9 protein-coding genes and 1 pseudogene are annotated in these 13,408 nt (G+C 70.3%); 8 read left to right on the forward strand and 2 right to left on the reverse strand.

What is annotated here, in order from left to right; all coding sequences use genetic code 11:
* Positions 1-133, reverse strand: a pseudogene (locus tag QH276_RS13940) (maltotransferase domain-containing protein); the annotation flags it as partial.
* 92 nt (positions 134-225) lie between these two features.
* Here QH276_RS13940 and QH276_RS13945 point away from each other — a divergent pair.
* The 5 genes from QH276_RS13945 to QH276_RS13965 all read left to right on the forward strand — a co-directional run bounded on the left by QH276_RS13945 (position 226) and on the right by QH276_RS13965 (position 6,797).
* Entirely contained in the window at positions 226-657 is a 432-nt protein-coding gene (locus QH276_RS13945) for an NfeD family protein (RefSeq protein WP_280400307.1), read from the forward strand.
* The gene (locus QH276_RS13950; RefSeq protein ID WP_280400306.1) at positions 657-1,805 is read left to right on the forward strand and encodes an SPFH domain-containing protein; all 1,149 of its coding nucleotides are present in this window, start codon (positions 657-659) and stop codon (positions 1,803-1,805) included. The genes QH276_RS13945 and QH276_RS13950 overlap by 1 nt, the downstream gene beginning before the upstream one ends.
* A gap of 134 nt (positions 1,806-1,939) precedes the next feature.
* Complete coding sequence (locus QH276_RS13955) at positions 1,940-3,223, forward strand: ABC transporter substrate-binding protein (protein ID WP_280400305.1); 1,284 nt, start codon at positions 1,940-1,942, stop codon at positions 3,221-3,223.
* The gene (locus tag QH276_RS13960; protein ID WP_280400304.1) at positions 3,220-5,094 is read left to right on the forward strand and encodes a hypothetical protein; all 1,875 of its coding nucleotides are present in this window, start codon (positions 3,220-3,222) and stop codon (positions 5,092-5,094) included. The genes QH276_RS13955 and QH276_RS13960 overlap by 4 nt, the downstream gene beginning before the upstream one ends.
* A complete protein-coding gene (locus QH276_RS13965; RefSeq protein WP_280400303.1) occupies positions 5,091-6,797 on the forward strand; it encodes a tetratricopeptide repeat protein in 1,707 nt (568 codons plus the stop codon). The genes QH276_RS13960 and QH276_RS13965 overlap by 4 nt, the downstream gene beginning before the upstream one ends.
* A 394-nt stretch (positions 6,798-7,191) precedes the next feature.
* Here the strand turns inward: QH276_RS13965 and QH276_RS13970 are convergent, their stop codons facing one another.
* Entirely contained in the window at positions 7,192-7,911 is a 720-nt protein-coding gene (locus QH276_RS13970) for a TVP38/TMEM64 family protein (protein ID WP_280400302.1), read from the reverse strand.
* A 318-nt stretch (positions 7,912-8,229) separates the two neighbouring features.
* Here QH276_RS13970 and QH276_RS13975 point away from each other — a divergent pair, with 318 nt between their 5' ends.
* From QH276_RS13975 to meaB, 3 genes are read left to right on the forward strand one after another with little or no spacing between them, the layout of a single operon-like run.
* Entirely contained in the window at positions 8,230-10,104 is a 1,875-nt protein-coding gene (locus QH276_RS13975; protein ID WP_280400301.1) for a methylmalonyl-CoA mutase family protein, read from the forward strand.
* On the forward strand, positions 10,104-12,389 hold the full coding sequence (gene scpA, locus QH276_RS13980) for a methylmalonyl-CoA mutase (RefSeq protein ID WP_280400300.1): 2,286 nt from the start codon (positions 10,104-10,106) through the stop codon (positions 12,387-12,389). The genes QH276_RS13975 and scpA overlap by 1 nt, the downstream gene beginning before the upstream one ends.
* Positions 12,386-13,378, forward strand: coding sequence for a methylmalonyl Co-A mutase-associated GTPase MeaB (gene meaB, locus QH276_RS13985; RefSeq protein ID WP_280400299.1), 993 nt, complete (start codon positions 12,386-12,388; stop codon positions 13,376-13,378). The genes scpA and meaB overlap by 4 nt, the downstream gene beginning before the upstream one ends.
* Positions 13,379-13,408: the final 30 nt, after the last annotated feature.

The raw sequence follows: 13,408 nt of genomic DNA on the forward strand, positions 1-13,408 counted from the left end.
CATCGGGCTCGTAATCGGGTGTCATCGGCACCCGGCGCGACCGCGTCGAACCGGGCGCCCGGATCGCCAGGGTGGCGCCGACGGCCCCGTGCCCGTCGCGCCACACCACCGCCCGCACCGGGAAGACTTCCCCGACCCCCGCCTTCCCCCCCCGCGCCGGGGGGGGGGGGGGGGGGGGGGGGGGGGGCCGCCCCGCCCCCCCCCCACGTCGATTACGCTGGGGACGTGGCCGCTGTTGTCTGGCTGGTCGCCGGGTTACTGCTGGCGGCCGCCGAGATGTTCGTCGGTGAACTGACGCTGCTGATGCTCGGTTCCGCCGCGCTGCTGACCGCCGGGGTGAGTTTCCTGGCCGACGCTCCGGTCGTGGTGGAGGCCGTGGTTTTCGCCGTGTCCGCGGTGGTACTGCTGCTCGGCGTCCGGCCGGCCCTGATGCGGCGCTTCGGGACTCCGCCCCCGACGCCGACCAATGCGGAGGCGCTTCCCGGGAAGACCGCGCTGGTCCTCGAACCGGTCGGGGAACACGGCGGCCGGGTGAAACTCGGCGGTGAGGTGTGGAGTGCCCGGTCCTTGGACCCGGGGGAGGAGTATCCGCAGGGCACGACCGTGTACGTGATGAAGATCGACGGGGCGACCGCTGTCGTCTGGAAGGGCCCGTAATGACTGCAGTGATAATCGTCGCCGCGCTGGTGGTGCTGGTGGCGCTGGTGGTGGTCAAATCGATCGCGCTGATACCCCAGGCCGAGGCGGCGGTGATCGAACGCCTGGGCCGGTACACCCGGACGGTATCGGGGCAGCTGACGTTCCTCGTCCCGTTCGTGGACCGTATCCGCGCCAAGGTCGACCTGCGGGAACGGGTGGTGTCCTTCCCGCCGCAGCCGGTGATCACCCAGGACAATCTCACCCTGCAGATCGATTCGGTGGTGTATTTCCAGGTCATGGAGCCGAAAGCCGCGGTCTACGAGATCTCGAACTATATCGCCGCGGTGGAACAGCTCACCGTCACCACACTGCGCAACGTGGTCGGCGGGATGACCCTGGAGGAAACCCTGACCTCCCGCGACCAGATCAACAACCAGCTGCGCGGAGTGCTCGACGAGGCCACCGGCCGGTGGGGCCTGCGGGTGGCCCGGGTGGAGTTGAAGGCGATCGATCCGCCCCCGTCGATCCAGGAGTCGATGGAAAAGCAGATGAAGGCGGACCGGGAGAAGCGTGCCATGATCCTTACCGCCGAGGGCACCCGGGAATCGCAGATCAAAACCGCCGAGGGCGCCAAACAGGCGCAGATCCTCGCGGCCGAGGGCGCCAAACAATCGGCGATCCTGTCCGCCGAAGGCGAGCGGCAGAGCCGGATCCTGCGCGCCCAGGGTGAGCGTGCCGCCGCCTACCTGCAGGCACAGGGGCAGGCCAAAGCGATCGAAAAGGTTTTCGCGGCAATAAAATCGGGCAAACCGACACCGGAACTGCTGGCCTATCAGTACATGCAGACCCTGCCCATGGTCGCGCGCGGTGACGCGAACAAGGTGTGGCTGGTGCCGAGCGATTTCGGTAAGGCGCTCGAAGGCTTCGCCAAGAATTTCGCCACCCGCGGCGAGGACGGTGTCTTCCGCTACGAGCCGCCCGCCGACGAGGATGTGCCCGGTAAACCGGAGGACGATTCCGATGAGGTGGCGGACTGGTTCGACACCAGTACCGACCCAGCTGTCGAGCGGGCCGTCCGGGCCGCGGAATCGGTCGCCCGGACACCGGTGGACACCGCGGCGCCGGTGAACACCACGAAACCCGACCCCCAGGCTCCGCCCCGGTAACGACCCGCGCTGCCCTCGTCCCGTAGTACGCGTCGTTCTCGGGCGGGCCCGATTACGCGCCGAATCCCCTGCCCCCGGCGCGCCGATCGGCAATAATCGGAACCTCTGCTGGACAAAGGAACTCGGGGGGGACCGTGACGACACGTCGCACCGTTCTCCGGACGGCCGCGGCCCTGCCGTTGCTGGCGGCGTGCTCACCGGACGTGCTGCTCGGCGCGCCGGGATCGGTGCGGATCGCGGTGTCCTGGAGCGGGCCGGAACTGGCGGCGTTCCGGTCGGTGCTGGCGGCCGCGCGGCTACCGGAACCCGTGGAGGTCGTACCGCTCGGCGACGAGATCTACACCGCGCTCACCGCCCGCGGCCGCTCGGCGCCGGATATCGTCATGCTCCCGCAGGCCGGGCTGGTGCGGCATCTCGTGATGGAAGGCCGGTTGCGCGCGGTCCCGGAAGAGCTGTGGTTCGACGCCCAGGGACCGCGCTACGGCGAACAGTGGCGCCGGCTGTGTTTCCACAACAGCCGTCCGTACGGGGTTCCGTTCAAGGCGAGTGGTAAATCCCTGGTCTGGTACGACCGGGAGGCCCTCGCCGATCTCCGGGCGGGTGATCCGGCGTCCTGGACGCTGCTCGATTGGGCTACGCAGGTGCGCCGCTTCGCGGGCACCGGGCGCCGGTTCCTGGCGGTCGGCGCGGCGGACGGCTGGGTACTCACGGACCTGTTCGAGAATCTGCTGCTGGCCGAATCACCAGCGGTGTACGACATGCTGGGGTCCGGCCGGCGGGACTGGGACAACCCGGCGGTGCGCACCACGTTCACCCGGCTCGGTGAGCTGTGGGGTGTCCGGGAAGGGCTTCCCGGCGGGGTGGCCACGGCGCTGGTCCGGCAGTTCGCCGACGCGGTCCGCGATGTTTTCGAATATCGCCGCGCCCTGGCCGTGGCGGCCCCCGATTTCGCCGAACCCGTGGTACGGGACGCGCTGCGCAGGGCGGGACGCCCCGAATCCGCGGCGGGTGTCGTGCCGTTTCCGGCGGTGGCCGCAGACCGGCCGGGACCGCGCATCATCGGCGGTGATGTCATGGTGCTCACCGCTGCCGCGGCGGCGCGTGCCGGCGAGGTGGTGCGTGCCCTGGCCGATCCGCAGGCGCCACTGCCGTGGATCCACGGGATCGGCGGGTTCCTCGGCCCGAACACCCGGACCCGGGCGCGTTATTCGCCCTGGGTCGCCGATTCGGCCGCCGCGCTGCCCACCTGGCCGGAATTCGACCTGTCCGATCGCATCGGCGTTGTCGGCGGCCGGGACGGGCTCTGGCGCGTGCTGACCGAATTCCTGATCACCGTCGGGGATCGAGGTGGCGACGTGCGCGCCGCGACCGATACCGCAGTAGCGACGCTGACACGATTCGAACGGGGGTGGCGATGACCTCGGCGGACCATTCGGAGCGGCTGTCCCGGATATACCGGGCGCACGGTGTGACACTGGAGTTGCCGCTGTCGCGGTTACGCGGTCCGCTCGTCCCGGGGGCGCCGCCCTCTCGTGGGATCACCCGGATCGCCTGCGGGCCGGCGGTGCTGTTGCTGGTCCTACTGCTGATCCCGACGGCCGTCACCGCCGTGCTGGCGGTGCGGACCGAATTGTGGCTCGTGGTGGGTTGCGCGGTCCTGGCAGGGTTGTTCGTGCCCGCGCTGCGATACGCCCGCCGGGATGCCGGCCCGCGGCCCGGACCGGCCGAGGCGAATGAGGAAACCGGGAACCGGTCGTACCGGTGGGTGTGGCCGGCCGGGCTGGGGGCCGCCGCGGTGCTGGTGCTCCACTCGATCGGCCCGTCGTATGCCCGCAGCCTGTACTGGATGGGATTCGCGGCGGTGCTGCTCGTCGTGGCCATGGTGCTGGCCTGGTGGAGCCGCGAGACCCGGGGTTTGTGGTTGCTTCCGCTGATCGTGCCGTTCGGGATCTCGGCGTTCGTCGCCGGTGTGGCGTTCCGGCTGATCTTCCAGTACTCCGGCGCGCGGGTCGGTTTCGACGGGTTTCCCGGCTACCGGACCTGGTTCGCCGTCATGCTCGGGTCGGCGTTCCTCTGGACCTGGCTGGGATTTCTGATCGCGCTGTTCCGCGCGAGTATCCGAGCCGTGACCGCCGATCCGGTGCGGGCCCGCCGGCTCACGGACTGCACGGGGCCCACACTGTACAAACGACTGTTCGATCTGCAGCGACCGGTGGTGCTGGTGGCCGGTCTGGTGGTCGGGGTGGCCGCCGCCCGGGTATTCGACGTGGTGCTGATCGGTGTCCCCGGTTCGGTGCAGTACCGGCTCGACAGCGCGACCGTGTCGTGGTGGCGGCTGGCCGGTGACCCGGCCGGTGCGGGCGAAGCGGCCGCCCATGCCCTGCCGCTGGCGATACTGCTCGCCGTGGCCGCGTGGGCGTTGCAGAGCGACCTGCGCGAGCGCCGCTCCGGTTTGTCGCCGATGCCGGCGCCGCCCTATCCGGCGCCCCTCGATTCCGGCACCGGCGGGGGGCTCGCCGGCTACCTGCGCACGCTGGGTTTCGGCCTGGTCGCGGTCGCGGCGATGCTCCCGATCGGGGCACTGGTGGTGGCTGCGCTGCAGGGGCCCGGCGGCTGGTCGCTACACGCGTTCACCGAGATGTGGGCCGACCCGGCACTGCGGAGATCCATCCAGACGACCCTGTGGGTGGCTCTCCTCGCGACCGTGGTCGTGGTCGCCGCCGCCGCGCCACTGGCCTACCGGCTCGCGGTCGCGCCGGACGGCTGGGTGGCGCGCGGTACGGTCAGCGCGCTGGTGGTTCTCGCCGTGCTGCCGGTACAGGCGTATCTCGGGCCGCTGGACGCGTTCATCGACGAGCACGGACTGTCGGGCACCCGGATCCCGCTGGTACTCGTCCACGTGGCCGCCGGGTTGCCGATCGCGGTACTGATCCTGCGGGGCGCGGTCGCCGCGCCACCGGGCAGCCCGGCCGCGGACGCGTTGCGTGGGATGGCCGCCCCGGGAACCATCGGCCGGCGGCTGCTCGCGGCGGCCGGGCCGGCGCTGGTAGCGGTCGCGGTTCTCGAATTCGTCCAGGTCTGGAATGATTTCGTGGTCGGCCTGCTGATCAGCGGTGCCGGGGCGTCCCCGTGGTCGCTGCTCCTGTGGGGTGAGGCGCGCCAATTCGGCGAGAACGCCGCACCGCTCGCGGCCGGGGCGCTGATCTCGGCGGTGCTGCCGGTCGCGCTGGTGCTGGCGACCTGGCGGCGCTGGATCGTCCCCGGACTGACCGGTGGGGTGCTGCGATGAATGAACCGCTGCCGCGTTCTTCGGTGGTCCCGGGTGTGCTGGGCGGGCTGTCGGTTCTCGCGACCACCCTGCTGCTGGAACTGGGCCGCAACCTGGTGACGAATTCGTTCGGGGAGAGCGACGCCGTCCGGCTGGTGTCCTCGGGGTTGCGCTGGCTGGCCGTGCTGGTCGTGGTGCTGGCGCTGCTGTACACCGCGCACCGGTTCGTGGTGGAGCGGCGGGCCCGGCAGCGGCTGGTGTGGCGCCGGCAGGCACTGGCGGTACTCGACGGTGCGCGACCCGTGGGACCAGCCGTCCCCCGGGATATGTCGGAAGACGATCGGATGTCCGATCCGGGCCGCCACAGCGAATTCGTCGAGGCCCTGGAAAAACTACCCGTGCACCGATACGACTCCGCCACCTTGTCCGCGGTCCTGACCGCGGTGGTGACGGTGTACGTCGGCGAGCCGACGCCGCCGGACGGTGAAATGTGGACTGCGCCCGGTTTGCAGGCGTGGCTGGTGGACGAGGACATCATGTCCTGCCGGGACGGTCGTTACACACTGAAACGGGTACCGGCGTCGTCAGCGGGGAACAGGGATCTGGTCGATGAACTGGAACAGGCGGCGTTGTTCGGGCTCCTGGCCCACTGCGCCGACCAGGCCTCGAGCTGGGCGGTCGCCTTGACGACCGTCCCGTTCGCACCGGGTGCCCGGCGCTGGTTCACGGTGGAGGCACCGTATCTCCGGAAGCTCGTCGAAGAGTGCGGTAAACGGCCCCCCGAGCAGATTCCCTCGGCCACGGTCGCCCAGCTCGTGCGGATCGCCGACGCGCTGGATATCTGGTACGCGCACCAGATCTGCGTGCAGGACGACGAGAGTGCGGTGGTGGCACACCACCTGGAAACGCTGGTGGGTGGCGCGGAATCGAGTTGGTTCGGCCGGCTGATGTCGGTGCGGCGGCCGGAGCCGCCCGGCGACGAGGGTGACGGGCACGGCCCGGAAGCTGCTCGGCCCGGAGAACAGCCTGCCCCGGCCACCGGCCGCGGCCCGGGGACTTCGGCCGCCGTAGGCCAGGAGGGGGAGCTGTCGGCGCGCTGGTTCGGCGGAATACGGTGGCGGGCGACCGGACTCGCCGCGCGGCGGTGGCACCGGGCAGCCCTGAGCGCGTTGTGCACGGCCGCCGAACCCCGCGAACTGGGTGAGGCGGTCAAGCAACTGCGGGAGGTGTGGTGGCGGCTTCCGCGGGAGGATGTGACGAATCAGGTCCGGGTGCTCACGAATCTGGCCGTCGCGCATATCGCGCAGGGCCGGCTGGACGCGGCGGCGGACCGGCTCGAGCTGGCCGCGGTCCGGGCGGCCGCCGAGGAGGACGACGAAGGCCGGGCCTTGGTGTGTGAACTGGAGGCGGCGGTGTGCTGGGCCCGCGGCGAACCACGGGGCGCGCTGCGGAAATGGCAGCGGGCGCTGGGTCTCTACGAGGATCTGGGCCATCCCCGCGGGATCGCCGGCTGCCTGCACCATATCGGTTCGGTGCTGCTACTCGTCCCCGAGCACGCCGACCTGGTACTGGGCGATGATCCGCCCCCGGCCGTCGATGAGGCGCGGCGGTACGCCCGGGAGTGGTGCGACGAGGCCGCGGTGTGGCGGCGGGGCGAAACGCCGCCACGGACCGGCCGCCGGCCGCTGCGGTTCCCGGAGGAGGCCGGCGCTTCCGGACAATGACGGCGACGGCCGTGAAACCCTGTCGTGCCGGGTATGCGACCTGCGGCCCGTACCGGCGGTCGGACGGCTCGCGCCGATGGGCACTGCGGCGGGGATACGGTGGCAGCGAGGCATTGGCGCGGCCCCGGAGAGAGGAAGCGGCTCAGGTGCAGGGACGCACCCGACAGCCGCCGGACCGGCTGGTTGTCGCCGTCGTCGGATCTCCAGTTCGAGCGAGCGATCGCCGCATCGGTTTCGGAGAGCGTGGCGATCGCGGATGTTCTCCGCGCCGGAGGCGCCGTGGCCGCTGTGGTGCACGGCCAGGATGTAGCGGACCCCGTGTGCGGCGGGTCGCCGAGTGTGGTGGTCTGCGCGGTAACCCGGTTCGGGTGAATGGTAACCGGGCGGGGCGCGGCTACCGGTCGGCAACCATATCGTTCGGCGTTGCGGCCGGCGACGTGGTGGCGGCTTCCGGGCGAACGGCCGGATTGCCCGTCACCGGTTTCCAGCGCTGATCGATCACCAGGCCGAGGCAGCCGGCGGCGATACAGGCGATCGACACCCCGACCATGACCGGATGCGTACCACCGGTCAAGGCATCGGCGAGCACCACGGTGGCGGCCGTCCCGGGCAGGATGCCGCCGAACGTCGCACCCAGATAGGGCCAGAAACGGATCGCGGACAGCGCGCACGAATAGTTCACCACCGAGAACGGCGCGAAGGCGATCAACCGCAACGCGCCGACCGCGAGCCAGCCCCGGCGGTGCAGGCGGTCGTCGATGATCTGCACCGTGGGATGGGTCAGATAGGGCGCCACCCGCTCGCGGCCGAATGCGCGGACCAGCAGGAAGGCCGCCGCGGCGCTGAGCAGCGAGGCGGCGACGGCCACACCGAGCCCGACGACCGGCCCGAAGAGCAACCCCGACGCGACGGTGAACACCGTGCGGGGGACCGGCGCGATGATGATCAGGGTGTGCGCCGCGAAGAACAGCAGCGGGAACCACGGCCCGGCGTCTTCGGCCCACTCCTGGATGTGGCGCGGGTCCGGCAGCGGGGTGAGCAGCGCCGCCGCGCAGACGACCGCGACCAGGCACAGTACGAAGACCAGCCGGCGGTCGCGGAGGATGCGGGGCACCGGGCGAGATTACCGAGTGCCCTCCGCGGCGGGGCACGCGGTGCCGGCGCGGAGCCCGGCCACGGTGACCGCGCGGCGGCGGTGGAATCGGCCGGCGCGGCAGAGAACGGTAGCGAACCGGGCGCTCGCCCGCATCGCCCGGAGGACGTTACTCGTTGGTAGTGGTGGCCCCGGGCGCTCGCTGTGTGAGCCCCGGCTAGCATCGGAGGGGCGGGCTGAATGCCCGTTAACCAAAGTATTCGCTGAGCTGGGCGGATGCCAAGGTACCCGCGCACGCAGGTGGTGCGCTTGTACTGGAACGACAAGAGGGAACAGGGTATGCCGATTGCTGCAGAGCCCGCGGCCGGGGCTGATCCGTCCTCGTCCGCGGTGCCCGATTATCCCGCCTGGCGCAAGGGTGTGGCGGGTGTGCTGGCCAAAGCCCGCAAGGTCGATGCGGCCGAACTCGGTGCGGAACCCGAAAAGCTGCTGAACCAGTCCACCTACGACGGGCTGGCGATCGCGCCGCTGTACACGCGCCGCGACGAACTGCCCGAACAGCCGCTCCCCGGTGCCTATCCGTTCGTCCGCGGCGGCGACGCAACCCGCGATATCCATCGCGGGTGGTTCGTCAACGTCCGGATCGCCGCCGCCGATGCCGCGACCGCCAACCGGGAACTCACCGCGGGCCTGGAGAACGGCGCGAGCGCCGTCGAACTCGGTGTCGGTGCGCACGGTGTACCGGTGAGCGATCTCGCCGCCGCGCTCGACGGTCTGCTGTTCGAACTCGCGCCGCTGGCCCTGCGCGCCGGTACCGCGACCGCCGACGCCGCCGCGGCCGTCTACGACGTGGTCGATCGGTATTCGGCACCCGACCGCTCCGCGATCCGGATCTCCCTCGGGGCGGCCCCGCTCACCGCGGCCTTCGCCGGAACCGCCGACCTCGGCCTCACCGAGACCACGGCCCTGGCCGCCGCTGCCGGCGCGCGAGCGGAAACCGTCCGGGCGATCACCGTGGACGGCACCGTCTTCCACGATGCCGGCGCCTCCGACGCCCAGGAGCTGGGTGCCGCCGTCGCGGCCGGGCTCGAATACCTGCGCGTGCTGTCCGGTGAGATGCCGGTCGCCGAGGCGCTGCGCCAGGTGGAGTTCCGGTTCGCCGCCACCGACGATCAGTTCGCCACCATCGCCAAATTCCGGGCCGCCCGCCGCCTCTGGGCGCGGGTCGCGCACGCCCTCGGCGCGCCGGCCGACGGCGCGGCCCCGCAGCATGCGGTGACCTCCGCGGCGATGATGAGCCGGCGCGACCCCTGGGTGAATCTGCTGCGTACCACGCTGGCCGCCTTCGGCGCCGGGGTGGGCGGGGCCGATACCGTCACCGTGCTGCCGTTCGATTCCGCGCTGCCCGCCGGTGAGCTCGGCGTCTCGGCCGCGTTCTCGGAGCGGATGGCCCGCAACACCCAGCTGCTGCTGCTCGAGGAATCCCATCTCGGGCATGTGCAGGACCCCGGCGCCGGTTCCTGGTACGTCGAGCAGTACACCGCCGACCTGGCCACCGCCGCCTGGGAATTCATGCAGGAACTCGAAGCCGCCGCCGGCTATCGGGCGGCGCTGGACTCCGGACTGCTCGGTACGCGGATCGGTGCGACGAAAGCGCGGCGGGACAGCGATATCGCGCACCGCCGCACCGCCGTCACCGGCGTCAACGAATTCCCGAACCTGGCCGAGGCACCGCTGTCGGAGGCCGCCCGTACGGCGGGGCCGGGACAGCGCTACGGCGCCGCGTTCGAAGCGCTGCGCGACCGTTCGGATACCTATCTGGCGGCGCACGGCACCCGCCCGCAGGCGCTGCTGGTGCCGCTGGGCACGGTGGCCGAGCACAATGTGCGGGTCACCTTCATCGCCAACCTGCTGGCATCCGGCGGGATCGAATCAGTCAATCCGGGGCCCCTCGCCGGCGACGAGATCGCCGCGGCGGCACGGGAATCCGGCGCGAAGATCGCGGTGCTCTGCGGTACCGACGCGCGCTACGGCACCGATGCCGCGGAAGCGGTGGAACAACTTCGCGGCGCCGGCGTCGAGACGGTGCTGCTGGCCGGGCCCGAGAAGGTACTGAGCGGTATCGAGGAGGCTCGGCGGCCGGACGGGTTCCTGGCAGCCCGGATCGACGCGGTCGCGGCCCTGACCGCCCTGCTGGAGAAGGTGGGAGCCTGATGACGACACAGCGAATCGAGCAGGTGGTCGGCAGTTTCGCCGACGTGCCGCTCACCGAGCCGGGTTTCACCCCCGCCGCGGCCGACGAGAGCGCGCGGACGGCCTTCGTCGAACAGTCGGCGACAGCGAACAACTACGCTCCTGAGCAACTGGTGTGGTCGACCCCCGAGGGGATCGATGTGCCGCCGGTGTTCACCAAGGCCGATCGGGACGCGATCGCCGCGGCGGGTTTCCCGCTCGACAGCGTCCCCGGTGTCGCGCCGTTCGTGCGCGGACCGTATCCGACGATGTATGTGAACCAGCCGTGGACCATCCGCCAGTACGCGGGTTTCTCCACCGCCGCCGATTCCAACGCCTTCTACCGCCGTAATCTGCAGGCCGGTCAGAAGGGTCTGTCGGTGGCGTTCGACCTGGCCACCCACCGCGGGTACGACTCCGATCATCCGCGCGTCCAGGGCGATGTCGGGATGGCGGGCGTGGCCATCGATTCCATCCTCGATATGCGCCAGCTCTTCGACCAGATCCCGCTCGACCAGGTCAGCGTCTCGATGACCATGAACGGTGCGGTCCTGCCGATCCTGGCGCTGTACGTGGTGGCGGCCGAGGAACAGGGTGTGGCGCCGGAGCAGCTGGCCGGAACGATTCAGAACGATATTCTGAAAGAGTTCATGGTCCGCAACACCTATATCTATCCGCCGAAACCCTCGATGCGGATCATCTCCGATATCTTCGCCTACACCAGCGCGAAGATGCCGAAATTCAATTCCATCTCCATTTCCGGCTATCACATCCAGGAAGCCGGTGCGACCGCCGATCTCGAACTCGCCTACACCCTCGCCGACGGCGTGGAATACCTGCGGGCCGGCATCGACGCCGGAATGGAAATCGACAAGTTCGCGCCCCGGCTGTCCTTCTTCTGGGCCATCGGCATGAATTTCTTCATGGAGGTCGCCAAACTCCGTGCGGGCCGGCTGTTGTGGAGCGAACTGGTCGCGAAGTTCGATCCGAAGAATCCGAAATCACTGTCGCTGCGGACCCATTCGCAGACCTCGGGCTGGTCGCTGACCGCGCAGGACGCCTACAACAATGTGGCCCGCACCTGTATCGAAGCGATGGCGGCGACCCAGGGGCACACCCAGTCGCTGCACACCAACGCCCTCGACGAGGCACTCGCGCTGCCGACCGATTTCTCGGCCCGGATCGCGCGTAACACCCAGCTGCTCATCCAGCAGGAGTCCAACACCACCCGCCCGATCGACCCGTGGGGCGGTTCCTACTACGTCGAATGGCTGACTCATCAGCTCGCCGAACGCGCTCGCGCGCATATCGCCGAGGTGGAGGCGCACGGCGGGATGGCGCAGGCCATCGGTGAGGGCATCCCGAAGCTGCGGATCGAGGAAGCCGCCGCCCGCACCCAGGCCCGTATCGATACCGGCCAGCAGCCGGTGATCGGGGTCAACAAATACCAGGTCGCCGAGGATCACGAGGTCGAGGTTCTCAAGGTCGAGAACTCGCGGGTGCGTGCCGAACAGCTCGAGAAACTGCGGCAGCTGCGCGCCGATCGGGACCAGGACGCGGTGGACCGCGCCCTGGCCGAATTGACCAGGGCCGCCGCGTCGTCCGACGGCGGGATGGAGAACAACCTGCTGGCGCTGGCCATCGACGCCGCGCGGGCGAAGGCGACCGTGGGCGAGATCTCCGACGCCCTGGAGAAGGTCTACGGCCGGCATCAGGCCGAGATCCGTACGCTGTCCGGTGTGTATCGCGACGAGGCCGGCAAGGTCACCAACATCACCACCGCCGGGGATCTGGTGGAGGAGTTCGCCGAGGCCGAAGGCCGGAGGCCCCGGATCCTTGTCGCGAAAATGGGCCAGGACGGGCACGACCGCGGCCAGAAGGTGATCGCCACCGCCTTCGCCGACCTCGGCTTCGATGTCGATGTGGGCCCGCTGTTCCAGACCCCGGAAGAGGTGGCCCGCCAGGCCGCGGACAACGACGTACACGTCGTCGGTGTCTCCTCGCTGGCGGCCGGCCACCTCACGCTGGTGCCGGCCCTGCGGCAGGCGCTGGCCGATGTCGGCCGGCCCGACATCATGGTCATCGTCGGCGGGGTCATCCCGCCCGGTGACTTCGACGAGCTCTACGAGGCGGGTGCCGCGGCGATCTTCCCGCCGGGCACGGTGATCGCGGACGCCGCGATCGACCTGCTGCGTAAGCTCGGCGCCGCGCTCGGACACGAGCTCGGTTCCGGCGCGACCGGTTCCGAGGCGAATACGCAGGGATGAACGCGCGCGCCATCGATGTCGACGCGCTCGCGCAGGCGGTCCGCTCCGGTGAGCGGGCCGCCCTCGCCCGGGCGATCACCCTGGTCGAATCCACCCGCGCCGACCATCGGGAACAGGCCCAGCAACTGCTGCTGAAACTGACCCCGGAACCCGGTGCGGCCCTGTCGAACCGGGTCGGTATCACCGGGGTGCCCGGGGTGGGGAAATCCACCTTCATCGACGCCCTGGGAATGAACCTGATCGGGCAGGGGCATCGGGTGGCGGTGCTGGCGGTGGACCCCTCGTCCACTCGCACCGGCGGTTCGATACTCGGCGACAAGACCCGGATGGCGCGGCTGTCGGTGGAGGCGAACGCCTTCATCCGGCCCTCGCCGACCGCCGGCACGCTCGGCGGAGTCGCCAAGGCGACCCGCGAGACCATCGCGCTGCTCGAGGCCGCCGGCTACGACGTGATCCTGGTGGAAACCGTCGGCGTCGGCCAGTCCGAGGTGACCGTGGCGAATATGGTCGACGTGTTCTGTTTCCTCACCCTGGCCCGCACCGGTGACCAGTTGCAGGGCATCAAAAAGGGCGTGCTGGAACTGGCCGATCTGGTCGCCGTGAACAAGGCCGACGGTAAGCACGAGATCGAGGCCAAGAGCGCGGCCCGCGAACTGTCCGGTGCGCTACGGCTCATCCATCCACACGATGCGCTGTGGAAACCGCCGGTGCTCACCATGAGCGGCCTGGAGGGGACGGGGCTCGACACGTTCTGGCAGACGGTGCTGGAGCACCGCCGGGTGCTCACCGAGGCGGGAGAGTTCGCCGAGAAGCGCCGCCGCCAGCAGGTCGATTGGACCTGGACCATGGTGCACGATCAACTGCTGCGCCGGCTGGCCGACAATCCGAAGGTGAAGGCCATTCGCGGGGACATGGAGGCCCAGGTGCGGGCCGGGGCCCTCACCGCCGCGCTTGCCGCTGAACGATTGCTCGACGCCTTCGACAGCTGAGATTCGGACCTCGGCTGCGGGTGGTGGGCT

The organism is Nocardia carnea (assembly GCF_029869215.1).
GTDB classification, from domain to species: Bacteria; Actinomycetota; Actinomycetes; order Mycobacteriales; family Mycobacteriaceae; genus Nocardia; species Nocardia carnea_B.

Excerpts from the sequence above, each read along its gene's own strand:
- QH276_RS13950 (WP_280400306.1), top strand. The coding sequence starts at position 657 with ATGACTGCAGTGATAATCGTCGCCGCGCTGGTGGTGCTGGTGGCGCTG.
- QH276_RS13960 (WP_280400304.1), top strand. The coding sequence starts at position 3,220 with ATGACCTCGGCGGACCATTCGGAGCGGCTGTCCCGGATATACCGGGCG.
- QH276_RS13965 (WP_280400303.1), top strand. The coding sequence starts at position 5,091 with ATGAATGAACCGCTGCCGCGTTCTTCGGTGGTCCCGGGTGTGCTGGGC.
- QH276_RS13975 (WP_280400301.1), top strand. The coding sequence starts at position 8,230 with ATGCCGATTGCTGCAGAGCCCGCGGCCGGGGCTGATCCGTCCTCGTCC.
- scpA (WP_280400300.1), top strand. The coding sequence starts at position 10,104 with ATGACGACACAGCGAATCGAGCAGGTGGTCGGCAGTTTCGCCGACGTG.
- meaB (WP_280400299.1), top strand. The coding sequence starts at position 12,386 with ATGAACGCGCGCGCCATCGATGTCGACGCGCTCGCGCAGGCGGTCCGC.